The sequence below is a fragment of the Flammeovirga sp. SJP92 genome (genome assembly GCF_001583495.1).
In the GTDB taxonomy this organism is placed as follows: Bacteria; Bacteroidota; Bacteroidia; order Cytophagales; family Flammeovirgaceae; genus Flammeovirga.
Genome location: NZ_LQAQ01000015.1, coordinates 174893 through 201049, shown reverse-complemented (window position 1 = coordinate 201049; position 26157 = coordinate 174893). Strand labels below are relative to the sequence as shown.

General features: G+C 34.4%; 21 protein-coding genes. 14 read left to right on the top strand and 7 right to left on the bottom strand.

From position 1 onward, the window contains the following. The first annotated feature begins 266 nt into the window (after positions 1-266). From AVL50_RS02160 to AVL50_RS02125, 8 genes are all read left to right on the top strand, one after another. Positions 267-1349 carry a nucleoid-associated protein gene (locus AVL50_RS02160; protein WP_063850510.1) on the top strand — a complete coding sequence of 361 codons (1083 nt, stop codon included), beginning with the start codon at positions 267-269 and terminating at the stop codon, positions 1347-1349. Positions 1350-1511: 162 nt separating this feature from the next. After that, entirely contained in the window at positions 1512-2219 is a 708-nt protein-coding gene (locus AVL50_RS02155; protein WP_044201675.1) for a response regulator transcription factor, read from the top strand. Between the two features lie 128 nt (positions 2220-2347). Then, entirely contained in the window at positions 2348-2824 is a 477-nt protein-coding gene (locus tag AVL50_RS02150) for a hypothetical protein (RefSeq protein ID WP_062614832.1), read from the top strand. A 50-nt stretch (positions 2825-2874) separates the two neighbouring features. Then, a complete protein-coding gene (gene nuoK / locus AVL50_RS02145) occupies positions 2875-3183 on the top strand; it encodes an NADH-quinone oxidoreductase subunit NuoK (protein ID WP_062614831.1) in 309 nt (102 codons plus the stop codon). A gap of 25 nt (positions 3184-3208) precedes the next feature. Continuing rightward, positions 3209-5260, top strand: coding sequence for an NADH-quinone oxidoreductase subunit L (locus AVL50_RS02140; protein WP_082795622.1), 2052 nt, complete (start codon positions 3209-3211; stop codon positions 5258-5260). A 33-nt stretch (positions 5261-5293) separates the two neighbouring features. After that, the gene (locus AVL50_RS02135) at positions 5294-7042 is read left to right on the top strand and encodes a NuoM family protein (protein ID WP_062614829.1); all 1749 of its coding nucleotides are present in this window, start codon (positions 5294-5296) and stop codon (positions 7040-7042) included. Between the two features lie 10 nt (positions 7043-7052). Beyond that, positions 7053-8513 carry an NADH-quinone oxidoreductase subunit N gene (locus AVL50_RS02130; protein ID WP_062614828.1) on the top strand — a complete coding sequence of 487 codons (1461 nt, stop codon included), beginning with the start codon at positions 7053-7055 and terminating at the stop codon, positions 8511-8513. A gap of 23 nt (positions 8514-8536) precedes the next feature. Further along, positions 8537-11533 carry an ATP-binding protein gene (locus AVL50_RS02125; RefSeq protein ID WP_062614827.1) on the top strand — a complete coding sequence of 999 codons (2997 nt, stop codon included), beginning with the start codon at positions 8537-8539 and terminating at the stop codon, positions 11531-11533. Here AVL50_RS02125 and AVL50_RS02120 read toward each other — a convergent pair. Both AVL50_RS02120 and AVL50_RS02115 read right to left on the bottom strand, forming a co-directional pair. After that, positions 11530-12852, bottom strand: coding sequence for an AarF/ABC1/UbiB kinase family protein (locus AVL50_RS02120; RefSeq protein ID WP_062614826.1), 1323 nt, complete (start codon positions 12850-12852; stop codon positions 11530-11532). The two genes, AVL50_RS02125 and AVL50_RS02120, sit on opposite strands and share 4 nt — an antisense overlap. Before the next feature lie 2 nt (positions 12853-12854). Beyond that, positions 12855-13493, bottom strand: a complete 639-nt coding sequence (locus tag AVL50_RS02115) for a hypothetical protein (protein WP_062614825.1) — start codon at positions 13491-13493, stop codon at positions 12855-12857. A 375-nt stretch (positions 13494-13868) separates the two neighbouring features. On the opposite strand from AVL50_RS02115, the gene hemL reads away from it, so the two are divergent. Next, on the top strand, positions 13869-15161 hold the full coding sequence (gene hemL / locus AVL50_RS02110) for a glutamate-1-semialdehyde 2,1-aminomutase (protein WP_082795638.1): 1293 nt from the start codon (positions 13869-13871) through the stop codon (positions 15159-15161). A gap of 373 nt (positions 15162-15534) precedes the next feature. Beyond that, on the top strand, positions 15535-17172 hold the full coding sequence (locus tag AVL50_RS02100; RefSeq protein WP_062614823.1) for a S8 family peptidase: 1638 nt from the start codon (positions 15535-15537) through the stop codon (positions 17170-17172). Positions 17173-17240: 68 nt separating this feature from the next. Here the strand turns inward: AVL50_RS02100 and panC are convergent, their stop codons facing one another. Beyond that, a complete protein-coding gene (gene panC / locus AVL50_RS02095) occupies positions 17241-18098 on the bottom strand; it encodes a pantoate--beta-alanine ligase (RefSeq protein ID WP_062614822.1) in 858 nt (285 codons plus the stop codon). Positions 18099-18229: 131 nt separating this feature from the next. On the opposite strand from panC, the gene AVL50_RS02090 reads away from it, so the two are divergent. The 4 genes from AVL50_RS02090 (at position 18230) to AVL50_RS02075 (ending at position 23250) form a co-directional block, all read left to right on the top strand. After that, positions 18230-19045 (top strand): glycogen/starch synthase, encoded by an 816-nt coding sequence (locus AVL50_RS02090; protein ID WP_062614821.1) that lies wholly within the window; start codon positions 18230-18232, stop codon positions 19043-19045. A gap of 198 nt (positions 19046-19243) precedes the next feature. Then, positions 19244-20665, top strand: a complete 1422-nt coding sequence (locus tag AVL50_RS02085; protein WP_062614820.1) for a DUF4270 family protein — start codon at positions 19244-19246, stop codon at positions 20663-20665. 37 nt (positions 20666-20702) lie between these two features. Beyond that, positions 20703-22541, top strand: a complete 1839-nt coding sequence (glmS, locus tag AVL50_RS02080; protein WP_062614819.1) for a glutamine--fructose-6-phosphate transaminase (isomerizing) — start codon at positions 20703-20705, stop codon at positions 22539-22541. A gap of 49 nt (positions 22542-22590) precedes the next feature. Then, positions 22591-23250: a DUF4290 domain-containing protein gene (locus AVL50_RS02075; protein ID WP_062614818.1), complete on the top strand. Its 660-nt coding sequence runs from the start codon at positions 22591-22593 to the stop codon at positions 23248-23250. A gap of 9 nt (positions 23251-23259) precedes the next feature. Here AVL50_RS02075 and AVL50_RS02070 read toward each other — a convergent pair whose 3' ends face one another. Genes AVL50_RS02070 through def form a run of 4 tightly spaced genes read right to left on the bottom strand, consistent with a single transcriptional unit; the run spans position 23260 to position 26149 of the window. Continuing rightward, positions 23260-24246: a sodium:calcium antiporter gene (locus tag AVL50_RS02070; RefSeq protein ID WP_062614817.1), complete on the bottom strand. Its 987-nt coding sequence runs from the start codon at positions 24244-24246 to the stop codon at positions 23260-23262. Between the two features lie 9 nt (positions 24247-24255). Continuing rightward, positions 24256-25047: an amidohydrolase gene (locus tag AVL50_RS02065; protein ID WP_063850509.1), complete on the bottom strand. Its 792-nt coding sequence runs from the start codon at positions 25045-25047 to the stop codon at positions 24256-24258. Position 25048: 1 nt separating this feature from the next. Then, on the bottom strand, positions 25049-25534 hold the full coding sequence (locus tag AVL50_RS02060) for a hypothetical protein (protein ID WP_157491107.1): 486 nt from the start codon (positions 25532-25534) through the stop codon (positions 25049-25051). Between the two features lie 54 nt (positions 25535-25588). Continuing rightward, entirely contained in the window at positions 25589-26149 is a 561-nt protein-coding gene (def, locus tag AVL50_RS02055; protein WP_062614815.1) for a peptide deformylase, read from the bottom strand. Between the last annotated feature and the right edge of the window lie 8 nt (positions 26150-26157).

Sequence of the window (26157 nt, the reverse complement as noted above, 5' to 3'; positions counted from 1 at the left end):
TCTAGAACAGAGGGGTAACGGTTTGAAATTTTATAACAAAACAGCATTCTAATCTATACTTTTTGAAAAAGATGACGAATTATGAAAAGGATCTGTATGTCTTTTTTGTAAAATTTAATATATTTATAACTGCATGATAGAGAGGTGTAAGACTCTTTTTGTGATTTGGAGATGAAAGAATGTAAGTTCAATTTGTTAATATTGAAAGTTTTTTGGAATTTCAGTGCGGAGAAGAACTCTCCTATAATACCCTTTAATATTTATAAATGAGCAAGATAAAATCATTTGATTTATCCAATGTAAAGTTATCCCAGTTAGTAATACATAAAGTGGGTAATAAGACACAGGAGGAGCCGATAGAGTTGGCAGAGTTTGAAATTGAAATTGAAAACTACAGTCCGTTATATAAATCAGTAATGGACTACTTCTTGAAGTCTTTCAAACCTGGTCCTATGTATCACTTTGCGGCGCCTGAAGGTACAGAGTCATTTACAGACAATGAAGTATACGTTGCTACAGAAGCTATTTTCTCAAATCCTTATGAGCAATTCATGACCCGTTCTAGAGAAATGGCCGAACTTTTATTTGAAGCTTCAACTCATCCAAGGATAAAAGGAGGTGAGCTATTTGTTGCAGTGTTGAGAGATTGCGTGGTTGACGGAGATGTTGTAGATGCTATAGGTTTGTTTAAGGCAGAACATAAAGAAATGTTTTTGACTGTTGGAGATAAAACAGATGTGGGTAATTTCGAATTGGAGCAAAGTGAAGGTGTCAGTGTGAAAAAATTGGATAAAGGATGTCTGATTTTTAAGTGTGAAGAGGAGAAAGGATTCAAAGTAATGTTGAAAGACAGTCCCACAAGGTCTGTTGAGGCATTATATTGGAAAGAGTCTTATCTTCAATTGAGACCTAGAGAGGATAACTTCTTTCATACAAAAAACTATTTAGATATGTGTGTGGGTTTTGTTGAGGAAGTGTTTAATGAAGATCACGCCGTAGAAAAGCCTGCTCAAATCGACTTATTGAATCGATCTTTAAAGTATTTCAACGAAAAAGAGGATTTTAATGTGGTTGATTTCGAAAATAATGTGATTGAAGAGCCTGAAGCAATTGAGGCATTTCAAGAATATAAGGTCGATTTTCAAGAGAAAAAAGAAATACCTGTATTTGATGAGTTCAAGGTTTCCAAGGAGGCCGTTCGTAAGTCTAAGAAAGAATTTAAAAGTATTATCAAATTAGATAAGAAGATAAATATCACCATTAGCGGAAATGAGCAAAATGTGGAAAAAGGGTATGATTCTGAGAGAAATATGAATTATTACATGATATTCTTTAACGAGGAAGAGTGATGAATATCACCAAGAATAAATTGTATTATAACATTTTTTACGCAATTAACATTTGTTTAAACTTGTTATTTAAAACTTCTGAGTAGTTATTGCGTATATCTGTTTTGTACAAAGTAAAACAATATATATATACATCATTACATAAAACTTATTAATAATACTATGGATGCAGTGAAGATTCTTCTAGTAGAGGATGATAGAATTATAGCCTCACTTGTGAAAAAATATTTAGACATCAGAGGTTATGCTGTAAACCATGCCGAAGACGGAGTGGAAGGCATGAAAGAATATGACAAAGCAGACTATGATTTGATAATCATGGATGTTATGATGCCACACAAAGATGGATATACTTTGGCTGAAGAAATTAGAGCAAAAGATCCATACATTCCGATCTTATTTATGTCTTCTAACAATCTACCGAAAGACAAAATTAAAGCGTTCAGAATTGGTGCGGATGACTATGTTACTAAACCAGTAAACGTAGAGGAATTATTGCTTCGTATTGAGGTGATTTTGAAGCGTCAAAAGTCTGAGCCTAAAGTTGAAGTAGGTAACGAAGACGATCCTCACCAAATCAATATTGGTAATTACATCTTAGATTTCCCTTACCAGAAATTGAGCATTGGTGAAGACACAAGAAAACTTACGACTCGTGAAGCAGAATTATTAAGATTCTTGCATCGCCACCGTAACACATTGATCAAACGTGAGTATATCTTACAAGAAGTTTGGGGTGATGATGATTACTATAAAGGTCGTAGTTTGGATGTATTCATGTCTCGTTTGAGAAAATACTTAAAAGATGATCCTACAATCGAGATATTAAACGTTCATGGTATTGGATTTAAATTCTTAGTGCAAGATTAATTTATGAAATCATTCTACTAAAAGGAAAGCCTAATTGCTTAATGCAGTTAGGCTTTTATTTTTTGCAAATTCTTATTGTTAAATCAGTATATTTGCCAAAAATTAGTACAGGGTAAAACATTATTTGAATGCTGATTGCAGAGTTTCTGATTAATGGTGAACAGTATGATTTTTTTCTTTTTAAAGAAGAAGATGCACCCATTGCAACAAAAAGGTTTAGAGACCTAGTAGAAGCGAATGTGTATGATCAATGGATTGTTGAATTTACAGTAGAGGATGGTGTGACGAAAATTGGTCCTCAAAGAGAATTCGTTCCTTTTTCAGACCGTCCATTGACCAGAGTGGATTTTAATACAAAACCTCACAGATATGGTTTTCTTTCATTTGTAGGAGCAGATCCTTATCATGTGTCAGACCGGCTAGTCATTATGTTGGATAGCGAAGAGGCCTCTGATTATGATGGTGTGTGTTCACCGATAGGAATGGTTGCTACCAATCATCATGTGAAAATTCAATCCATAGAAAAAGGGCATATAATTGAAAAAATAACAATTAATGACTACCCTGAAGAAGAAATATTAGCACGAAAACCTGCTTTTATTTGAATTCTGATAATAATAAGAGCATATTTGCTAATTGAAACAAACAAATAGGTATGATACCGTTTTCATATTATATGTTAGGTTCTGCATTTCTTTTCAGCATAGGTTTAGCGATAGCCTTGACAAAACGAAGTGCGATTGTAGCCTTGATGGGTGTAGAATTAATGTTGAATGCGGCTAATGTAAATTTAGTAGCATTTTCACATAGAGATCCAAGCTTTGGAGAAGGGACAGCCTTTTCTATTTTTGTCATTGTTATTGCAGCCGCAGAGGTATGTGTTGCATTGGCATTGATTATCCGACTTTTTCAACACTTTAGATCTGTTGATTTACATAAAGTCAATACATTAAAAGAAGAATAAGAAGTTAATAAATTAAACACGCTTTTTGAACTTTCTAGAAACCATAACTTCGATTACATTACTTTCTCCGTTGATAGGTGCACTAGTCCTATTCTTCAGAAAAGAGAATTTATATTCTGATAAAATTGCAACAACTTTAATTGGGTTAAGTGTCGTTGGAAATTTATGTGTGTTCTACTACACTTGGAGCAATAGCCCTATTGTTCTGCAGGATGAATGGTTCTTGTTGGATCAACATTCTTTTAAAGCAACATTGAAGATCGATCAGTTGAGCAGTATGCTTTTGACCATGGTCTCCATTGTATCACTTTTCGTTCATGTTTTTTCTTCCGCGTACATGCAGGGGGATCCGAAGTATAAAAAGTACTTTACTTTGTTAGGACTTTTTACTTTTTCCATGTTTGGAGTATTGGTAAGTGATAATCTTATTATGCTTTACCTTTTCTGGGAATTAGTGGGCTTCTGTTCTTACATGTTGATTGGTTTTTGGAGAGAAAAGAATGAAGCAGTTAAAGCAGCGAAGAAAGCATTTGTTTTGAATAGAATTGGGGATGCAGGTTTTATGATTGCTATTATTACTCTGTATTCTACATTTGGAACAGTGAGCATTGAGGCACTTTCAGCTGAAATTGATCAGTTGCAAATTCTTCCATTATACATTGTAGGAATTGGTATTACAATGGCGGCGATGGGTAAATCAGCACAGTTGCCTTTGTCAGTCTGGCTTCCAGATGCCATGCAAGGTCCTACACCAGTATCTGCATTGATTCACGCTGCAACTATGGTAGCAGCAGGAATTTACTTATTGGCAAGATGCTTTTTCGTTCTGCCCGCTGAAATACAATTATTAATAGCAATCATAGGTGCGTTGACAGCCTTTTTAGGAGCTTTTTCAGCCTTGTCTCAAAATGATATTAAAAGAATATTAGCCTACTCAACTATTTCGCAGTTAGGCTATATGATGATAGGAATTGGTGTTGGAGATCCAGAAGCATCCATTTTCCATCTTACAACTCACGCCTTTTTTAAAGCAGGTCTTTTCCTTGGTGCAGGATCAATAATTCATAGTATGCATCAAGTGTCTTGTGATATTTGTAAAGGGTTTGATCCACAAGATATCCGATGGATGGGTAATCTTAGACAATATATGCCTAAGACGTTTATAGGTTTTAGTATCTGCCTAGCAGGTTTGATGGGCTTGCCTTTCACTTCCGGTTTTCTTTCTAAAGATGCTATTCTTTCATCATTACTTATAAAAGCTTCCACAGGGAGTTGGGAATGGGTGATACTTGCATTTTTAGGATTCACTGCAGCTTCTTTTACAGCTTTTTATTCTATTCGATTACTTTATCAAGTATTCTTTGGTAAACTTGGTATCGCTAATCACAAAGTGTGTAAAGATTGCTTAGTATTACCAAAAGAGGTAAATGTTAGAATGACAATGCCAGTGATGCTTTTAGGAGTGTTTACGTTGTGGTTTTTCTATACATTATCTCCATTAGATACATCACATACTTGGATTCAGACAGGTTTAAGTTTGGAAACAGTTGACAGGTCAAGTGTCCACACATTAGGATTACTTATGTCTGTTGGAGTAGTATTTTTAGGTGCAGGTGGGGCTTACTTAATTTATTTTAGGGATGCTTTTGCAACAATAAAGAAACAATTGAAGTCTTCTTCATTACATAAATTATCTTACAACTTTGCTTACTTGGATAAGGGATACAAATTAGGAGTGAAAACAACTTTGTTTACTGCTAATAAACTAGAAAATATTCCTCATGCAGATGAGTACTTTGTAGGTATGACAATTCATACTTCAGAATTTGTAAGAGGTTTTGATGATAAAGTCGTAGACTTTTTAGTAAAGCTATTTGGTGTGACCAATGTAGTATTTGGTCATATGCTGGCTTGGTTTGATCGAGTAATCGTAGATGGAATAGTCACTTTACTTACCAAAATCTTGGCACTCTTTGGAGATGTCTTCAGAAAACCTCAAGGAGAAAGAACACAGAGTATGATTGCATGGTCAATCTTCTTGCTCCTGCTTACGGTATTAGTACTCTGGTTTATTTAGTAGTGTAAACTAACAAAAGTATATATATAGATTATGTCGCAGTTATTGCTCACATTATTAGTTTTTACTCCAATCTTTGGAACATTTGTAATTCTTCTTTTACCAAATAGTTTGAAAAATCAGTTTGGTAAAATCACTATTGGTATTAACTCATTTCAGTTGTTGATTGCTTCTTACCTGATGATGGGGTATGAGGGACTATCAGAAAAAATGAATGGAATTTTATCATTAGACACTTTCCAGTATTTAGAGAAATCGGAATGGATCGTTTTAAACTTAGGTACTTTTGGCCGACTTTCCGCTGATTATACATTGGGTGTCGATGGATTAAGTAATTCCATGATTTTGCTTACTGCAATTGTAATGGTTATTGGAGCAATTTCTTCCTTAGAAATAAAACATAAAAGAAGAGGTTTTTATGCCTTGTATTTACTTTTAAGCGGTACTATCATGGGATGTTTCCTTGCTTTGGATTTCTTCCTTTTCTACCTGTTCTTTGAGTTTATGTTACTTCCAATGTACTTCCTGATCGGTATTTGGGGAGGAAAGAACAGTGAGTATGCTTCAATAAAATTCTTTATATATACTTTAGTAGGTTCGATTTTTATTCTGGTAATCATGATTGCTTTAGCAGCGTCAGTGATTGACCCTATTGCAACAGCAGTTCAATTAGGTTTAGCAGAATCATTACAGCAAGTGACTCCTGATATCATTGAAAAGGTACATGTAATGTTAGTGTCAGGAGAAATTGAGCAGTCAAACTTAGTGAGAACATTCTCATTAGTCCATATGATGGACGCTTCCAATTACATTCCTAATGCCATCCTATCGTTGGATTCAGGAGCAATGTTATTTGGAACACACGTAAGATTTATCGCTTTCTTAATGGTGTTTATTGGATTTGCTATCAAATTGCCAGTTGTACCATTGCATACTTGGTTGCCTGATGCACACGTTGAGGCTCCAACATCTATCTCTGTAGTTTTAGCTGGTATTCTATTGAAAATTGGTGGTTACGGGATGTTGAGAATTGCTTATTCAATCTTCCCTGATGGAGCTCATCATTTTGCTTGGTATATCGCATTAGGAGGTGTTATCTCAATTCTTTACGGAGCATTTGTAGCTTTAGGGACACATAACTTAAAGAGAATGATTGCATACTCTTCTGTTTCTCACATGGGGTTTGTGATGCTTGGTATTGCATCTTTAACAGCAGAGGGTATTTCAGGTGCGATCTTCCAAATGTTTTCACACGGTATCATTTCGGCTGCTTTATTCTTGATCGCAGGCGTACTTTATTATAGAACAGGAAACTTAGAAATAGAAAACTATAGTGGTTTATCTTCTAAAATGCCTCGTTATACCATGTTGGCAACTATAGCATTTTTCGCTTCATTAGGTTTGCCTGGTTTCTCAGGGTTTATGGCAGAATTATTTGTTTTCTTAGGGGCATTTAATTCATCCGCTGTAAACAACCTAGTACCAAGATGGATGACAATTGTAGCAACTTTAGGTTTAGTATTAAGTGCCGCTTATTACTTATGGGCTATGCAGAGAATTTTCTTAGGAAAATATTACTTGAAGGATGAGGCAATGGATGAGAAATTGGTAGATCTTTCAACAAGAGAGCTGATCATGTTATCTCCTTTGGCAATCATCACATTAGTATTGGGTGTGTACCCTAAGTTGTTGATTAACCTAATTGAAGGCAGTGTTACTGTTTTTGTGGAGTTTGCGAACTACGTTGGATTAGATTACATCAAAGCAATCATTGGTGCTTAAAAGATAAATTATGGAACAAGACTTATCGTCAAAATTATCAAATATCGTTGAGAGCTTACCTTTTTTGGCTTCAGAAGTAGGGATCACAGCCTTATTGATTGGAATTATTCTTACTGATTTGATCTTTGCCAGAAGAAACAAAAAGTATTTGTATGCTATGGTAGGTATTGGCCTTCTTGGTGATATTTCATACCTAACCTTATTAGCGGAAGAATCAGTGAGTAAATTAATGCTCTTTACGCTTGTACAAGATACTTGGAGTATTAAGCTTCGAATTTTAGCAGATGTATGTACAATTCTATTAACCATTCATCTTTACTTTAATTCAGACGAGGAGAAAAGTTCAAAAACGAAGCTTTCTGGTGAAGGAGAGTGGATGACGATGGCTCTTGGTATATTAATAGGAGCACATGTTCTGACAATGGCTAATGATTTTATTGTTGCCATTTTAGCATTAGAGTTAATGTCCTTGCCTTCATATCTTCTTACAGCATTTAAAGGAGATAAGAGGAGTGTTGAAGCTTCCATTAAATATTTTCTATTTGGTGCAGTAGCAACCGCGATCACAATCTACGGAATGTCGATTTTGTACGGTCTAACTGGAACTATTGATTTACAAGGGATTTCACTTTATTCAAAATCCTTCTCAGTATTATATATCACCGGAGCTATTCTGGTGATGATGGGTTTTGTGTTCAAGCTTGGAGGGTTTCCAATGCATGTGTGGGTTCCAGATGTATATCAATCAGCACCAATTGAGGCTGTTGCTTTTTTCTCTACCTTACCAAAGGTCGGTGCAACAGTTTTTTTATATCGATTTTTAGTAGAGACCCAATTGATTGATAATCCTTATATCAGTTACTTCTTATTGGCTACCGGTGTCATTTCTATGTTTGTTGGTAATTTGGCAGCCCTATTTCAAAATGGTTTAAGAAGACTAATGGGGTATAGTACAATTGCTAATGCAGGTCTGATTATCATTGCCCTTCTGAATAAAGAGGAGATTGCAGCAAATGCTTTATTTTACTTTTTATGGGTATATGTAATCGCTAATTATGCAATGTTCTATTTCATTGGAGAAATTGAAAAAGAAAAAGGTACAGATGATTTAAAGCAGATAGAAGGGTTAGGTTGGTCTAATAGTGCGGTTTTATGGGGGCCAGCAGTAATTCTTGCAGTAGTTTCATTGATTGGTTTGCCACCTTTAGCAGGGTTCACTGCAAAACTTCTAATATTTACATCACTTTGGGAGTTGTACAATGCAAACTCTGATCTTATTTATATCATTGTACTTTTCTTAGGATTATTAAATACTGCAATATCTTTAGTGTATTATTTGAAAATTCCTTTCTTCCTTTATAAAAGAAATGTGAAGGGGCAAGTACAAATTAACATTGCTTTATCTAGATTTATTATTATTTTGGGTGTGTTATTGGTATTAACATTCTTAGTGCCATCACTAATAATATGATGACTAACAGATAAAAAGCCTTTATGTATATTAATTCTTTTGTTTTTGCGATTCTTTTCACCTTCACCATTGGTATTGTGACCATATTGGTTTCGATGTATATTCGTTTAGTTGCAAGACAAAAGAAAACGATAGCCAACGGAATACGAAATTTCAGAATGCTTAATCTCCTGATGGAGCATTCTTCGGATGTGGTATTTTCCGTAGATAAATCCTTTAATTATCTGGCATTTAATAACGCTCATGTTGAAACGATGCAATCTGTTTATGGAAAAAAGATTGAGATCGGCAAAAGTATTTTGGAATACATGAGAGTGAAAAACGATGCGGAAGTAGCTAAAAACGATATCAACCGAGCGCTATGTGGTGAGAAGTATTCGGTGATCCGTTCCTACGGAGATGAACAAAACTTTACAAGAGCTTATTTTGAAGCAACGTACAATCCTATTTACAATGGAAATAAGATTGTAGGTGTTTCTGTTGTTGTTCGAAATGTTACTGAATATATTTTATCTCAGGAGAATTTAAAGAGAAGTGAGAGGAAATATAAACAGCTTTTCCATTACAATTATTTAGGGGCATTGATCATAGAAGATAATACTATTATTGATGCTAACGATACGGCAACCCATCAATTAGGGCTTGAAACTTATGACCTTTTAGGGATGTCCTTTGAAGAGTTATTTGGGATAGAAGATCTTGATTCAACTGAACGAGAAACAATTGTAAAGTACCCTAAACTTGAGAGGGTTTTTAACTTGAGAAAGGAAAGTGTAGGTGATGAGAAAAATCTCCAGGATATTGTTTTTATTGATAACATTACAGAGAAGTACGCAGCAGAACAAGCATTAATAGAAGCTCATAAACAAACAAAAGTACTGATTGAAAGTGCTAAGAGTTATATTTTTTCCATAGATACTAGTTTTCAAATAATATTCTGTAATACAAAATTTAGAGATTTAATTAAGAACTTGTTAAATATTGAAATTAAAGAAGGAGACCGTTTGAATAGTGCTCCTTACTCAAAACTTTTCAAGTACTTTAGCCCTCATCTAAATAGAGCATTTCATCAGAAAGAAATTTTTGAGACAGAATTCCAATTTGATAACAGTGTCTTTATCCAATCTGTATTTTCACCTCTTGTAAATGTCAATGATGAGATCTATGCTATAGCAGTTTACAACTTAGATATTACAGAAAAGTGGAAGCATGAGCTTCAGATCAAACAACTTAATAGTTCATTAGAGCAAAAAGTAAAGGAAAGGACTTTTGAGCTAAATCAACAGCAATTAAAACTTGATTTGGCATTAAATGCAGCCAAAATTGGAGCATGGTCATTTACTCCTGAAGAGAAGTTTACATGGGATCAGAAGATCAGTAAAATTCTTGGTATCAGTGATGCTCCAACAGAAACCCCATTGAAGACATTCCTTGCTACTGTTGTAAGAGAAGAGCGATTGAAGATAGTTTCTTTATTTCACAAGATATTTTTGGGGCAGTTGCACAATGTAAATATCTCAGTGAAAATTAATCATAGTGTTAGAGGGGTTCAATATATACAGATTTATGGCAAGTCTAGAATTCAGAATGGAAACTATGAGATGCATGGAGTTTGTTGGAACTTAACTCAACAGAAAAAAGTCGAGTTTGAATTGAAAGAGGCTCGAAACGCTGCAGAGAAGTCAAACAAAGCAAAAAGTATGTTTTTAGCCAATATTTCACATGAAATAAGATCTCCTTTAAATGCGATTATTGGTTTAAGTAATGTGATGTATAGAAAATCTTTCTCTGAAAACCTTTCAGAGGAATTTATTGAACAGCTTCGATATATTTATTTTAATGGAGAATATCTTTCTGAATTGATCAATAATATATTGGATTATTCAAGAATAGACGCTGGAAAAATGCAGGTCTTTCATGAAAGAATTGATATCAGAAGCTTTATTAATCTAGTGGTCAAAATTCATACTCCTTCAGCACATGAAAAAGAGGTGATGATTCATACTGATATCAGCGAGAATGTTCCAACTCATTTTGTGACGGACTCAACGAAATTCAGGCAGGTTCTCACAAATTTATTGACCAATGCTATCAAATTCACTAAGGAAAATACAGAAATTAAAATTATAGTTTCTGCAAATGATGAATGCCTTCAACTCTCTGTTCATGATCAAGGAATTGGTATTTCAGAAGATAGGATCGATGTTATTTTTGACTCTTTTGAGCAGGCAGATAACTCGGTGACTAGGGAGTATGGCGGTACTGGTTTAGGATTGGCCATTTCTAAGAAATTGGTGGAAATGTTAAAAGGGCAAATCCGAGTATATAGTATTGAAGGGGAGGGAGCAACATTTATTGTTCAGTTGCCAATTATTGAAGCTGATCGAAATGAAATTTTAGAGGAAAACGGAAGGGAAGCAGAAGTCTCTTTTGACCCTAATAAGAAAGTCTTAATTGTAGAAGATAATAAGATGAATCAATTCATGATGAAGGCACTGTTCAAACAGCTTTCATTGAAATGTGAAATTGCAGAAAATGGACAGGAAGCAATTGAATTAATTCGAAAAGCAAACTATGATTTAATTCTGATGGATCTTCACATGCCTATTCTTGGAGGAATTGAAACGACGGAGAAATTGCGACAGGAACTAAATGTGACAATGCCAATTGTTGCATTGAGTGCTGATGCTTATTGGGAAAGAAGGTTTCATGCTTTTGCTGCTGGTATTAATGATTATCTCACAAAACCACTAGACAGAAACGACCTGATAAATACTCTGCGAAAGTATTTAATGAAAGATCAAGTTGTTTCAAAAAAATATTTTGACCCGAATGATCATAAGGAACTGATCATGGAGATTAAAGAATTGACCACTGCTACAAGTTTGAGTGCAGAACATAGATTGTCACGTTTGAAGTCCATTTATATCCTACTCCAAGAGTATGATACTGGCTTCAGTAAGTATATTGATTACCTATCTGAAGCCATAGCAAGTGATTTACCTGTAGATGTTTTTTAAGCAAAGAAATATGATTTAGTTGATATTTCTGCTTTTAGATCATGTAGTATTGAATAAAGACCAAAGTAGGTTCTATTGACATATAGGCCATCTCTCAATCCTCTTGGTTTTTTCGAATTTCTCAACAATTTTTGATTTTCCTTATCATCCGCCAATGAAGCAATTTCATTGAAGTAATTATCATCACTGAAATCAAAAGTTGAATTCTGAAATGGACGAGAAAGAATAGTAATCATCGATGTGAAAAGAGCATCTAATTTTTCTCTATCTTCAAGACTGTCATTTTCATAGATGAAATTCATATTGCTGAAAACCTGCGTTCTTTTTTCTTTGTTTTCCAAGTTTTCAACTTTCATTAAATCAAAATAATTATCATAGAATAAATCAGGGATAACTTTTACACATCCAAAGTCAATAATTCCCATTGTACCATTTTCTTTGAATAAGAAGTTGCCAGGGTGAGGGTCTGCATGAACTTCTTTCATTTTATGTATTTGGAAGTCATAAAAATCCCAAAGCGCTTGGCCTATTTGATTTCTGATTTCTTGGGAAGGGTTTTTAGCAATAAATTCATTTAAATGTTCCCCTTCTAACCAATCCATTGTTAGAATTTTCTTTGAAGAATATTCAGGATAGTAAGTTGGGAAATGAATATTCGAAATAGCTTTACAAGCTTCAGAAATAGAAATAGACCTTTTTAATTCGAGATCATAATCTGTCTCAGAAAGCAACATATTCTCCACCTCTTCCATGTAGTGTTCTACGTCTCTTTCATTGAGACCAACCATTCTAACAGCAATTGGCTTCACCATTTTTAAATCAGACGAAACACTCTCAGCAACGCCTGGATATTGTACTTTTACCGCAAAAGTTTTATCTCCTAAAGTGGCTTGATGTACTTGACCAATTGATGCCGCATTGACGGCTTCTTTAGAGAAAGTATCAAATATTTCTAATGGAGTCTTACCAAATGCTTTTTGAAATGTCTTATTGACAAGTGGTAAGGAAAGTGGTGGAGCAGAATATTGTGACATTTGAAACTGCTCAGTGTATGCTTGAGGAAGCATGTTTTTATCCATGCTCATCATTTGTGCTACTTTAAGTGCACTTCCTTTTAGTTCACTTAATGCCTCATAAACATCATTGGCGTTTTCTTCATCCAATGCTTTTTTTCTGTCATAAGATGAATCAATAACACTTTTAGCGTAATGTTTAAGATAATTTGAACTCACTTTCGCACCTACCTTAACGAATTTACTTACTCGTTGTGTTTTGGTAGAGGGTATACTTTTCTGAACTTTATTTTTTATATCACTCATATTTATTTCTGAAATAGAAATTTAGCAAGAAGAAATGCTGAATCTGTAAAATTAGGTTCAAACAAATCCATGATAAGGTTTATACTTTTTTCAATGATCTCATCTGTATTTTCTTTCTCATTAGATTGATCAGAGAGACAATATCTAATGATCAACAATGCTTGATACCAAATAACATCGCCATAGTAATCTGTGATAAAAAAACGGTCGGCTATTTCACCTGTCTCAATACCACTTTTTATGATACTATTGATGTTATTTAAAAATACATTTTTTAATACAGTTGATCTCTCGTTTAGTATACCTAACTCAAAAATTGAATGAATGTTTGCAGAATATTCATAAAAACCCTCATCCTTTTTTAAGATTTCAGCATAGTTGTAAAAGAAAGACAATAGCTTTTCTCTGACCGAATATTCAGCATAATTAGGGTCATTGGCTGAATGTTGGAATGCAGTCATTATGCCACCCTCCCAAATCTGTGTTTCTATCTTATTTACCTCTTTATATTCGTCAAGTAATTCTGTTTTGTTTTCTTCTAACTCATTTGATATTAGGTTATTAACAGAATTTGGTCTTTTGTTATGTGACAAAATAAAGTTGATATAAGATAATTCTATTTTTTTTGAAATTTCACTCATATTGTTTAGGTATTTTAATAAATGTATGTTAATTTCATAATCGAAGTTTGTTTGTTAGTTTAGTTTATTAAAGTGGAAGGAACCTCTGATTTTCGGGGGTTTCTTTTTTGTTTAAGACTAAAACTAAATTTTTTTGTTTTAAAAATCTTCAATGATGTTGTTGTGTACAACGCTAAAAAGAAATCAATAGTTGTTCTTTTTTAAGTTTTTAAAAGACTATAATCGTAAGTCAATGATACATTTTCAGTCTAGTTAATTTTGCTTTAATTCTAATCAATAAAACTCAACGTAAACATACTAATTAAGGTATTGTTTAGTATTGTCAAAGGTTTAATTAACTTTGTAGAAATACAAAACAATCAAACCTTTTTTATCGTGGACAACAATAAAAGTGTCGCTTTATTTTCAAAAGCACAGCATAGTATTCCAGGTGGTGTAAATTCACCTGTTAGAGCATTTAAATCTGTTGGAGGAACTCCATTATTTATCAAAGGTGCTGAAGGTGCTTACATGATTGACGAAAATGATAATAAATATATCGAATTGATCAATTCATGGGGGCCAATGATCTTGGGACATGCTCACCCAGATATTACAGAAGCAGTACAAAAAGCCATTAATAATTCACTTTCTTTTGGTGCTCCTACGGCAAAAGAAATTGATATAGCAGAGTTAATTTGCGAGATGGTGCCATCTATTGAAAAAGTAAGAATGGTGAACTCTGGTACTGAGGCAACAATGTCAGCGATTAGAGTAGCAAGAGGATATACAGGAAGAGATAAATTCATTAAAATTGAAGGCTGTTATCACGGACATGGAGATTCCTTCCTAATTGCGGCAGGTAGTGGTGCTGTAACAATGGGAGTACCAAACAGCCCAGGGGTTACAGAAGGTACAGCAAAAGATACTTTATTGGCTCCATACAACGATGTTGAGGCTATTGAGAAATTAGTGGCGGAAAACAAAGGTGAAGTAGCGGCGTTGATTATTGAACCTGTTCCAGGTAATATGGGATTAGTGATACCAAATGAAGGTTACTTACAGTCATTGAGAACAATTTGTGACAGAGAAGGTATTGTTCTTATTTTTGATGAGGTGATGACTGGTTTCAGATTAGCGAAAGGCGGAGCACAGGAAGTATTTGGTGTGACTCCAGATATGACAACTTTAGGTAAAATCATTGGCGGAGGTATGCCAGTAGGAGCCTATGGTGGTAAAAAGGAGATTATGGAATACGTTGCCCCAGCAGGACCAGTTTATCAAGCAGGTACTTTGTCTGGCAATCCTGTAGCAATGGCAGCAGGTCTTACAATGTTGAATCACTTGAATAGTCACCCAGAAGTTTACACAGAATTAGCTCAAAAAGGTGAGAAATTAGCAAAAGGTATCCAAGAAATTTTAGATGCTAAAAAGTTGCCATACCAAGTTACTTTATTAGGATCAATGGTTTGTATTTTCTTTACTGATAAAAAAGTGAAGAACTTTGCTGATGCACAGACGACCGATACTGAAAAGTTTGGTAAGTTCTTCCACGCTATGTTGGAGAATGGAGTATACCTACCTCCATCACAATACGAAAGCTGGTTTATGTCAGCAGCATTAACAGAAGAAAACTTAGCATCAATTCTTGAGGCTATTGATAAATCATTAGATGTAGCAATCCAATAGTTTATGAGTCAAAAACGAAAAGGGTTTCATAAATCAAGAAATGTTGTCACTTGTAATAAATACAAGTGGCAACACATTTTTTTATATGGACTTCGACTTGATAAGTCAAAGTGTCCATTGTGTAAGAAAAAGAACCTTCCTGAATTCACTGATAAGCAAAAGATGTTTATTGATTTAGGGTTTGGTTTTATATTCGCAACACTTTTTGTTACATTGCGAAGCCTTTTTGATCTCATAGGGGTTCAATTTGGAGATTTACTCTCTGCTTTGATAGTTATAGGGTTAGTGTTGCTCCTTCGTGAAATATACTCATCTTTATGGCCAAAGAAGAATCATTAAACTTTCATTTTATATTCATTAGTATTTAAATTAAATGAGAAATACTTTAAAAGCAATCCTAATTGCAAGTGCGTTTACAGCACAGTTGGGAGTGACAAATGTCGCATCAGCTCAAGACCCATTAAAAGGAGCACCAGAAAATTGGTTCAATTTAGATTATTCAACTGACAGTGTTTATGGTGTAGGAACAGAAAGAGCTTACAAAGAAGTTCTGAAAGGAAAGAAAAGTAAAAAGGTCGTTGTTGCAGTGATTGATAGTGGTATTGATATTGATCATGAAGATCTTAAGTCTGTTATTTGGGTAAACCCTAAAGAAGTGGCAGGCAACGGTCAAGATGATGATAAAAATGGATATGTTGATGATATCAATGGCTGGAACTTCATTGGTGGTAAAGATGGTTCATTTGTAAATGAGGAAAACCTTGAGGTGGCTAGGCTGTATGGGACTTTAAGTAAAAAGTTTGACGGTAAAGCTGAAGAAGAGATCTCAAAAGCAGATAAAAAAGAATTCAAACTTTGGTTAGAAGTAAAAGAATCTTTTGAAAGTGGTGAAGTTGAGGCAAATGAAAACCTTGAATATTATGAGATGCTATTGCATCAATATAAAAGAGGTAAAGCTTTATTTGTAGCTTATTTCGACCTTGAATCTGAAGAGGAGCTTCTCGGTGCTTTAGAAACTTTGGAAACTGAAGATCAAGTACTTCTTGGGATGAGAGAAGTGGTAACAAAGATGATGAGCAGAGGCGTTACAGAGGGTAGAATTCAAGATGGTATTGATTATTTCAAAAGTCAAGTTGATTATAACTACAATCCAGATTTTAATTCTAGAGAGATTGTAGGTGATAATATTGAGGACAAAAAAGAAAGATACTACGGAAACAATAAGGTAGTAGGTCCTGATGCTTTACATGGAACTCACGTAGCTGGTATTATTGGAGCTGAAAGAGGAAATAATCTTGGTATTGAAGGTGTAGCTGATAATGTTGAGATCATGGTTGTTAGAACAGTTCCTAATGGTGATGAAAGAGATAAGGATGTTGCTAACTCAATTCGCTATGCGGTTGATAATGGTGCTAAAATTATTAATATGAGTTTTGGAAAGCCATTCTCTCCATATAAAGCAGAAGTAGATGCGGCAGTCAAATATGCAGATTCTAAAGGAGTTCTTTTGGTACACGCGGCAGGAAATGATAATAAAAACACTGACGTTGAAAGAAACTTCCCTAAAGATAAATATGATAAAGGTGGTACAGCTCGTAACTGGATTGAAGTAGGAGCATCTACTTGGCATATTGATGAGGAGTTGCCTGCAACTTTCTCTAATTATGCAAAGAAGAATGTTGACTTATTTGCTCCAGGTTACAATATCTATTCTACTGTGCCAGGTTCTGAGTATCAAGCATTAAATGGTACAAGTATGGCATGTCCAGTAGTAGCTGGTTGTGCTGCCGTTTTAATGTCTTACTACCCTAATTTATCGGCTTATCAAGTAAAGAAAATCTTGATGAAAACAGTAACTCCTTTAAAAAATAAGGAAGTGTATAAGCCAGGTTATGGTGACTTAGAAGAAGGTCAAGAGCCTGAAAAAGTGAAGTTTGGTACATTATCAGTAACAGGTGGTGTAGTGAACCTTTATGAGGCTGTGAAATATGCAGAGAAGATCTCAAAATAGTCTTCCTGGAAAATAAAAAAGGCTTGAAATCAATTCTGATTTCAAGCCTTTTTTATTTCCTTATTAATCTATTCAATTAATAAATTGTCAATAAGCCTTACTTTTCCTAAGTGTGCAGCTATTACAATAGCATAAGATCCTGGAATATTGTAAGGATCAACAGGTTTTAAATCAATCGTATTTACAATTTCTAGATATTCCAGATGGAATGAAGTATTCTTCTGGAACTTCTGAATTCCCCAGTCAAGAACTTCTTTAGGGGATTGAGAGTGATCAAGTTTATTTTTCATTTCACTAATCACTTCATAAATAAAAGGTCCTTTTTCTCTTTCTTCAGAGGTTAATCTTAAGTTCCTTGAAGACATGGCTAAACCATCCTCTTCTCTTACCGTTGGAACTCCAATGATTTCTATACCAAAAGAAAGTTCTAGTGTCATTTTTCGTATGATCAGAAACTGTTGTAAGTCTTTTAGTCCGAAGTAAGCTTTATCAGGGTTAACCATATGAAAAAGCTTGCTGACAACAATACCTACACCATTAAAGTGCCCAGGTCTAAAGGCTCCTTCCAATTGTTTCTCGATATCACCGAACTCAAAACCTACCAGGTTTTTATTGTCTAATCCTGAAGGGTACATTTCCTCAACAGCGGGTAAAAACAATATATCACACCCAACACTTTCCAAAAGTGCCTTATCTTCAGTGTGTTTTACAGGATAATGTTTAAGGTCAATGGCATTATTAAACTGCGTAGGGTTTACGAAAATACTGCAGATTGTAATGTCATTTTCTTTTTTTGATTGACGAATTAATGTTAGGTGCCCTTCATGCAATGCACCCATAGTAGGTACAAAACCGATCGTTTTTTTTGAAAATTTGCAATTATTGACAAATTCTTTTAAGGTACTAACTTTGTTAAAAACGTTCATTTTAGGGGTTGATTTTTTGAAAATAAATTACTAAGTAACTGTAACTATTTACCTTAGTTTAATATATTTATGTTGAATTTAAGTAAGTTCTTCCGTACTTTTGCGTAGAAAAGGTGTAAATACGGTAGAATATGTCGAAATTAAAAATTCTTTATGTCTCAAGTGAGATAAATCCATTTTTAAAAACATCAGAGGTTGCGGATTACGTGAGAAAGCTTCCTCAATCGATGCAAGAAAGAGGAATGGAAATCAGAATTATGGTTCCAAGATTTGGATTGATCAATGAGCGTAAGAACAGATTGCATGAGGTAGTGAGACTTTCGGGAATGAACATTGCCGTAGGTGAGGACGAAAAGCCACTTACAATTAAAGTTGCTTCTATACAGAGTGCTAAATTACAAGTATACTTCATAGATAACGAAGATTATTTCCATAGAAAATCAGTATTCAGAGACAAAAAGAGCGATGAGTTCTTCTCTGATAATGATGATAGAGCTGTCTTCTTCTGTAAAGGAGTAATTGAGACAGTAAAGAAGTTAGGCTGGGCTCCAGATGTAGTTCACTGTAATGATTGGTTTACAAGTTTTATTCCTTTATACTTGAAAACATCTTACAAAAATGATCCAATGTTCAAAAATGCGAAGACTGTATTTACAGTTTACAATACGCAATTTGATCACAAGTTTGATCATGAGCAATTGACAAATAAAGTAAAGATGTTAGATATTGATGATTCAATGTTATCAGATCTATCAACTGCAGATTACAATAGCTTTATTAAAATTGGTTCTGAATACGCAGATAAAGTCACTAAAGGTAGTCCTGCTATTGATGATTCAGTTGTAGAGGTGCTTTCTTCATATGGAGAAAAACTGACAGAAACTGAACCAGAAGGTGAAGAATATGCAGAGTCTTATTATGATATTTATACTGGATTAGCTGAATAAAGTAAGCTTTTTAAGTATTTTTATATAAAAAAGGTAGTCGTTTTTACATCGACTACCTTTTTTGTTTGTGTGCTATAAGAATATTTGCAATTTTTGTCCTCACGTATTTTTTATTAGGTTTTCAACCATTTTAAACAATCCATTGTCATGGAAAAAGAGGGATTGTAATTTCCCGCTTTTTAACTGATAATTTTCCAGATGAATATAAGAAATTTATACACTAGAGCAATTTCATTCTTCGTAATCATTTTTTGCTTTGCTTGTGAGCGTACGGATCTACAAACAATTATAATTGGAGGTGACCTAATTGATGATGCAACAGTGATGTGTTATGCTGATACTTTTGATATTGAAATAGAAACACATTATAGAGATTCATTGTTTACTAAAAATGGAGCTTATTTTTTAGTGGGTTATGTAGATGAAGGTGAAGAGATTGGTCAAACTAGAACTACAACCTATACACAATTAAGTATTGGTTCTGAAGAAGCTGTAAATTTTGATGATAGAACGCTTGATTCTATCTCATTGTCACTTGCACTTGAAAAAACATCACTTTACGGAGATACAACACAGGAGTTGACTTTAGAAGTCTATGAATTGATTGAAGATATTCAAGGAGATTCAGCTGATTATTATTCAACAGATGAAGTGAAATATGCAGATACTCCAATTGGTACGAGAACATTCAAAGTGTCAGATATCACTACTGATACTGTTGATATAAAATTGGACAGTCTGTTTGGTGTGAAAATCATTGAAGGAGCTGAATACGCAAATCAAGAGGAGTTTGCAAAGACTATAAAAGGTTTAGCAATAAAAGTGAAAGATTCTCAGTCTCCAGCTTGGGCAGGTAAGTATAGCTTAGAAAACTTCGGTACAGTAGTGACCATGAATATGCACTATTTTGGGGAATCTGAAGAAGATACTTTGAGAGATGTGTATTATTTCGGTTTTAATCAAAGATTCAATAATATCAATTACACACCAGGAACTTTGACAGAGAATATTAAAGTCGGTGATGTAGTTAAGTCTGAAGATTCAAATAACCTAGGTTTTGTTTTTGAAGGAACTGGTATGGTAGCTCGTATTAAGTTTCCATCACTAATAAATTTAATGAAAAAAGAAGATGGAACTTTAAGAGAAGTTCATATCAATAAGGCGGATTTGGCAGTAACTGCTGTCGGACCTACAGATGAAGGCTACAAAATTTACCCTGCATCAAACTTACCGCCCCCATCTGGCTTGTATTTTGGTTTTATGAATGAAGATGGAACACTTCAAACCATTAGTAGTGAGTCATCTCAATACAGATTACTACAAGCACAGTTCCCTTCTTCAGGAGATCATCAAATTTCATATAATTCAAACACACAAACATATACTTGGGCTAAATTAGCTCAATACTTACAAGAAAGAACATTTAGAGAGGCAGAAGGATTGCCACTCGATGATGATGGTCTTGTTTTATTACCTAATCAACAATCATCTTCTATTCGAAAATTGGTTTTTGCTGGAGATAAAAATGATCTTTTGCATCCATTAAATGGACAGCCAATGAAAATGAGGTTGATTGTTTACTATGCTGTATTTAATGACCCTACTTATAACTGTAAATAGGGTGTTAATTATTATTCACTAAATTTATTATTACATCATGTGCGGAATTGTCGGTTATGTAGGACATAGAAATGCACTAGACATTCTAATTAAAGGCTTAGAACGACTTGAATATCGTGGATATGATAGCGCCGGTGTATCTCTTGTTGAAGATTCAAACATAAAAGTTTTTAAGTGTAAAGGTAAAGTTGCTGACTTAAAAAATGAATTGAAGGGACAAGATACTAAAGGTTCAACAGGTATCGGACATACACGTTGGGCAACTCATGGTGCTCCAAATGATGTTAATGCTCATCCTCATTATTCTTCTGATGGAAAATTAGCAATGGTTCATAATGGTATCATTGAAAATTACGAAGTTTTAAAAGCTCAGTTGATAGAAAAGGGTCATGTTTTTCAATCTGAGACTGACACTGAGGTTTTTATACATTTTATTGAGCAGGTACAAAAAGATAACAATTGTGAGCTTGATAGAGCAGTTCGTATTGCTTTAAATGAGGTTGTAGGAGCTTATGCTATTGTAATAACAAGTAAAGATAACCCTGGTCAATTAGTTGCTGCTCGTAAAGGTAGTCCTTTGGTGATTGGAGTTGGAGAAAATGAGTTTTTCTTAGCTTCTGATGCTACGCCAATTGTAGAGTATACTAAAAATGTGGTTTATATAAAAGATGAGGAAGTTGTTCTTCTTAAAGACGGTAATATGACCATTACTGATATTAAGAATGTTGTGCAAACTCCTTACCTTCAAACATTAGAACTTGAACTAGAAGCCATTGAAAAAGGTGGATATGATCACTTTATGATGAAAGAGATCATGGAACAGCCGAAATCAGTTGCAGATTGCTTAAGAGGTAGAGTTATAGCAAAGGAAAATTACGTAAAGTTAGGTGGTATTTTTAATCATTTTGACGATTTACTTAATGCTAACCGAATTGTAATTGTTGCTTGTGGTACATCGTGGCATGCAGGTTTAGTTGCAGAATATATTATAGAAGAATTGGTACGTATTCCTGTAGAGGTAGAGTATGCTTCTGAGTTTAGATATAGAAATCCAATTATTGGGAAAGGTGATGTAATGATTGCTATTTCTCAATCTGGAGAAACGGCAGATACTTTGGCTGCAATGTCTTTAGCAGAGTCAAAAGGAGCGACAGTAATTGGTGTATGTAATGTGGTGGGGTCTTCAATTGCAAGAAACTCACATGAAGGAGCTTATACGCATGCTGGTCCAGAGATTGGAGTGGCAAGTACAAAAGCTTTTACTGCTCAATTGACAGTGCTTACAACAATGGCTTTAATGTTAGCGAAAGAAAAGGGTTCACTAACAGAGGCTCAGTTACATGACTTATTAGTAGAGTTTGAAAGTATCCCATCTAAAATTGAGAAGGTTTTACAGGTGAATGATTCCGTAAAAGAAATGTCTGCATTATACAAAGATGCTAGAAACTTCTTATATTTAGGTAGAGGGTTTAATTTCCCTGTGGCATTAGAAGGAGCTCTTAAGTTAAAAGAGATTTCATATATTCATGCAGAAGGTTATCCAGCAGCAGAAATGAAGCATGGTCCTATTGCATTAATTGACGAAGAAATGCCAGTAGTTGTCATCGCTACTAGAGATAGTTCGTATGATAAAGTTGTTTCTAACTTACAAGAAGTGAAGGCAAGAAGCGGACGTGTAATTGCTGTTGTAACAGAAGGTGATGCATTGATCCCAAGTATGGTTGATCATGTAATTGAAGTGCCTGATACACATGAAGTACTGATGCCTATGATTTCTTGTATTCCATTACAATTGCTTTCTTACCATATTGCGGTAATGAGAGGGTGTAATGTTGATCAACCAAGAAACTTGGCGAAGTCAGTAACTGTAGAATAAATAATAATATACTGAGTGGATGAATAAGCCACTCAGTTGAATAAAGAATATGCGCGACGAACATAGTTATAATACCAGTAGATCAGATATTATTCTGAAAGAGTATGGAAGAAATATTGAAGGTTTGGTTCAATTTATTTCTTCTTTGGAAGATAAGTCTTTAAGGACGCAATATGCATATACTTTGATTGCTTTGATGAAGCAACTTCATCCTATTCAAAAGCAATTGAATGATAGCCAACAAAGAATCTGGGATCACCTTCAAGTGATGTCTGATTTTAAATTAGATATTGATTCTCCCTATCCCGCTCCAAAGGAAAATATGATGTTTAGTAAGCCAAGGAGAGTAGAATATACCCAAAGTAATATTCGCTTTAAGCACTTTGGTAAAAATCTGGAGGCTATGGTTCAGAATGCTTTAGCATTGGAAACTAAGGATGATGTGGAGTTAGCTTTTTCAAAGATTGTGAAATTGATGAAATCTTTCTATTCTGCACAGGTTAATAACCAAATAGAAGATGACGTTATCATAAATACTTTGAATGTTTTGTCAAAAGGTAAAGTCAACATGAGAGAGATAAAGGCGAAATATCCTGATAGCTTTAAGAATGTGAAGTTGCCTTCGAATACAGCGACAACAACAACATCTAATAGTGGTTCTTCTTCTTCATCTAAAAGCAAGAAACGTCGTAAGAAAAGAAGAAAATAGTATTATGATCTATCCTCTTAGGTAGGTTGTAATGTAGTAGAGTATTCCAAGTGTAATTAACGTAATCGAGGTAATTTTATTAAGAATATAATATCTGCTTGATAAAACTAATGTAACGCAAAGAATACAGATTAATATTGAAAATATTAAATCATAGTTAAGGGTGTAGTCGTAAAAGGCTTCACCCTTAATTGTTAATAGGCAAGGGGTAAATAAGAAATTGATGATGTAAGAGCCCATAATATTACCTAATGCAATATCTTGACGTCTTCTTTTCATTGCAACAAGTGTTGTTGTTATTTCGGGTAAAGAGGTGCAAATAGACATTATACTTACACCAATGAATCTTGATGTTAGAACAGTTGTAGAACTCAATAACAAAGCCTCAATGACAACAATATAAGCTCCAACACAGATGATTAATATACCCACTACAATATTCCTTATTATAGCCTGTTTATTTGAATCATGGAAAGAAGAATGCTTCTGTGCATTTAGGAGTGATATTTCTCTTCTTGACTTTTTATTAGTGAAAATAAGTAAATAGTATAGTAAAAAACAGAAAAGAAGAATTAAGGAATCGGTCTTAGTGAGATAATTCGCTCCAATGTTAAAGATCAACTGCTTATTTAAAAGAATAAAAAGTAGAATTCCTCCTAATATTGCAAAGAGCAGATCTCTCCAGATACTCTTTGCAAATACCCTGATATTTATAAAAAAGGTTGTAAGACCTAGGCCAAAAATTATATTAAATGTATTACTTCCGATTAAAGTGCCGAATGCTAGGGTTTCTTCATTTTTGAATGTGGAAATTAATGATACTGCAACTTCAGGTATTGAAGTACCGAGTGCAACAATTGTAAGCCCAACTCGCAGTCCTGAAAATTGAGACTTTGTTGATAGTGCCGTGGCACCTTTTGATAGCATTAATGCACCATTTCTCATCAGTATTACCCCAACGGAACTGATAATTAAATGAAGGAGAATGAAATCCATTCAGTAAGTCTATAAATGTAAATTAAAATGGTCTGCATCCAAATGAGTTGGAAACTTTTCTCTTAGTGACTGTACATTTTGGAAATTTAAAGTGACAATTTGAATGTCATCTTCATCACTGAGTTCATTTGAGAGTTCTCCTTTCGGATTGTAAACCGCAGAATTACCATTGTAGATCACTTCATTTGGGTCAGTGCCAGTTCTATTTACACCAACAGTGTAACTTAGGTTTTCAATAGCTCTTGCCGCTAAAAGTGTGTGCCATGCAGCTATTCTAGGTTTTGGCCAATTCGCTATGCACAACAATATATCATAATCATTATTGGTGTTTCTGCACCACAAAGGGAATCGTAAGTCATAACAAATAATAGGGTTGATTCTCCAACCTTTCCACTCTTCCACAACTTGGAAATTACCTGCTGTGAATGTCATGTGTTCAGAAGCCATTCTGAAAAGGTGCCTTTTGTCATAATGGGAGAAAGTTCCATCCGGCTTTACAAATAAAAGTCGGTTAAAAACTTTACGGTCTTGTCTTACAGGGTAACTGCCTATCATGGCGGCATTCATTCTTTTTGATTGCTGTAAGAGCCATTTTGTAGTAGTAAGACCAATAGGTTCTGCAAGGTCTGCTGCAGTTTGATGGAATCCCGTTGTGAATAGTTCAGGGAAAACCACTAAATCTATATCTTTATCATCAATTTGCCATAACTTCTCCTCTAGTGTAGCAAAATTTGAAGTAGGGTTCATCCAATCTATATTGTGTTGAACCATGGCAATTTTAAAGTTCTCTTGATGCTTCATGCTATATTCTACCAATAAAAGTTACGTAAAAATAATCACCAGTATTGGAATTTTGAAATACAGCCCCACCAATTGTGTTAGCATTTCTACTTTCGATTACATTTTTACATGAATTTCTTATCATTGCTTCCACTACACCAGTAGTAGGGTCAAGATTGATAGCGGCACTAAAGCCAGTACATCCACTCACACTATTGGCTCCTGTTTGAGCTATGATAGCTTTACTATAGTTGCCATTTTGCTCTTCTTCTCTAGTAAGTTGTTCTCTCATATGCGGATTGTCAGCAATTTGAGCAGCAAACCTTTTGGCTTGCTCAAAGAAGATGGGGTTAAATTCTAGTTCAGGTAAATCAACTGACGCTCTATGTTTGTTGATTTGGTTCATAAAATCGTCGTCCAGACTATTTGGAGTAGTCCAATTGATAGCATCGGAGGAACAGCTGAGGAGAAATAAAATTAGGAATGCATTTATTAGTCTTTTCATCATTTAAAAAATCTTTGCGTAAAAAAAGCCACTCATAATTGAGTGGCTGAAAGTTAATTATTTTTTAGGGAATTTCATTCTATAGCTGTGCTGAGCTTTCCCTTTTGATATATTATTTAGCTTATTTTTGATTAACCTTTTTTTGATAGGAGTAAGGTAATCTGTGAATAATATACCTTCAATGTGATCGTATTCATGTTGAATAACTCTTGCTGTCATTCCAGAGAACTCTTCTTCTTTTTCGTTAAGTTCTTCATCAAGGTATTTGATTTTTAAACTAGAAGGTCTAGTAACGTCACCGTTGATACCTGGAATACTTAAACATCCTTCTTCCATAGTGAATTCATCTCCCCATTCCTCAATGATTTCAGCATTGATAAAGGCCCCTCTATAACCTTTTTCTTCTGACTCTTCATCAATCATTAAGTTGGAATCAATCACAAAGATTCTTTTTGCTTTGCCAATTTGAGGACCTGCAAGACCTACGCCATGAGCTCCTTCCATAGTGTCGAACATGTCAGTAACAAGCGTTCCGACTTCTTTTAATTCTTCTTCACTAAAATCCTTAGCAACTTTTCTTAATACAGGGTCGCCAAAAGCGACAACAGGATAAATCATATACTTAT

What these genes read in the sequence shown, in the direction of transcription:
- AVL50_RS02160 (WP_063850510.1), top strand. Translation starts at nt 267, where the DNA reads ATGAGCAAGATAAAATCATTTGATTTATCCAATGTAAAGTTATCCCAG.
- AVL50_RS02155 (WP_044201675.1), top strand. Translation starts at nt 1,512, where the DNA reads ATGGATGCAGTGAAGATTCTTCTAGTAGAGGATGATAGAATTATAGCC.
- AVL50_RS02150 (WP_062614832.1), top strand. Translation starts at nt 2,348, where the DNA reads ATGCTGATTGCAGAGTTTCTGATTAATGGTGAACAGTATGATTTTTTT.
- nuoK (WP_062614831.1), top strand. Translation starts at nt 2,875, where the DNA reads ATGATACCGTTTTCATATTATATGTTAGGTTCTGCATTTCTTTTCAGC.
- AVL50_RS02135 (WP_062614829.1), top strand. Translation starts at nt 5,294, where the DNA reads ATGTCGCAGTTATTGCTCACATTATTAGTTTTTACTCCAATCTTTGGA.
- AVL50_RS02130 (WP_062614828.1), top strand. Translation starts at nt 7,053, where the DNA reads ATGGAACAAGACTTATCGTCAAAATTATCAAATATCGTTGAGAGCTTA.
- AVL50_RS02125 (WP_062614827.1), top strand. Translation starts at nt 8,537, where the DNA reads ATGTATATTAATTCTTTTGTTTTTGCGATTCTTTTCACCTTCACCATT.
- AVL50_RS02120 (WP_062614826.1), bottom strand. Translation starts at nt 12,852, where the DNA reads ATGAGTGATATAAAAAATAAAGTTCAGAAAAGTATACCCTCTACCAAA.
- AVL50_RS02115 (WP_062614825.1), bottom strand. Translation starts at nt 13,493, where the DNA reads ATGAGTGAAATTTCAAAAAAAATAGAATTATCTTATATCAACTTTATT.
- AVL50_RS02100 (WP_062614823.1), top strand. Translation starts at nt 15,535, where the DNA reads ATGAGAAATACTTTAAAAGCAATCCTAATTGCAAGTGCGTTTACAGCA.
- panC (WP_062614822.1), bottom strand. Translation starts at nt 18,098, where the DNA reads ATGAACGTTTTTAACAAAGTTAGTACCTTAAAAGAATTTGTCAATAAT.
- AVL50_RS02090 (WP_062614821.1), top strand. Translation starts at nt 18,230, where the DNA reads ATGTCGAAATTAAAAATTCTTTATGTCTCAAGTGAGATAAATCCATTT.
- AVL50_RS02085 (WP_062614820.1), top strand. Translation starts at nt 19,244, where the DNA reads ATGAATATAAGAAATTTATACACTAGAGCAATTTCATTCTTCGTAATC.
- glmS (WP_062614819.1), top strand. Translation starts at nt 20,703, where the DNA reads ATGTGCGGAATTGTCGGTTATGTAGGACATAGAAATGCACTAGACATT.
- AVL50_RS02075 (WP_062614818.1), top strand. Translation starts at nt 22,591, where the DNA reads ATGCGCGACGAACATAGTTATAATACCAGTAGATCAGATATTATTCTG.
- AVL50_RS02070 (WP_062614817.1), bottom strand. Translation starts at nt 24,246, where the DNA reads ATGGATTTCATTCTCCTTCATTTAATTATCAGTTCCGTTGGGGTAATA.
- AVL50_RS02065 (WP_063850509.1), bottom strand. Translation starts at nt 25,047, where the DNA reads ATGAAGCATCAAGAGAACTTTAAAATTGCCATGGTTCAACACAATATA.
- AVL50_RS02060 (WP_157491107.1), bottom strand. Translation starts at nt 25,534, where the DNA reads ATGATGAAAAGACTAATAAATGCATTCCTAATTTTATTTCTCCTCAGC.
- def (WP_062614815.1), bottom strand. Translation starts at nt 26,149, where the DNA reads ATGATTTATCCTGTTGTCGCTTTTGGCGACCCTGTATTAAGAAAAGTT.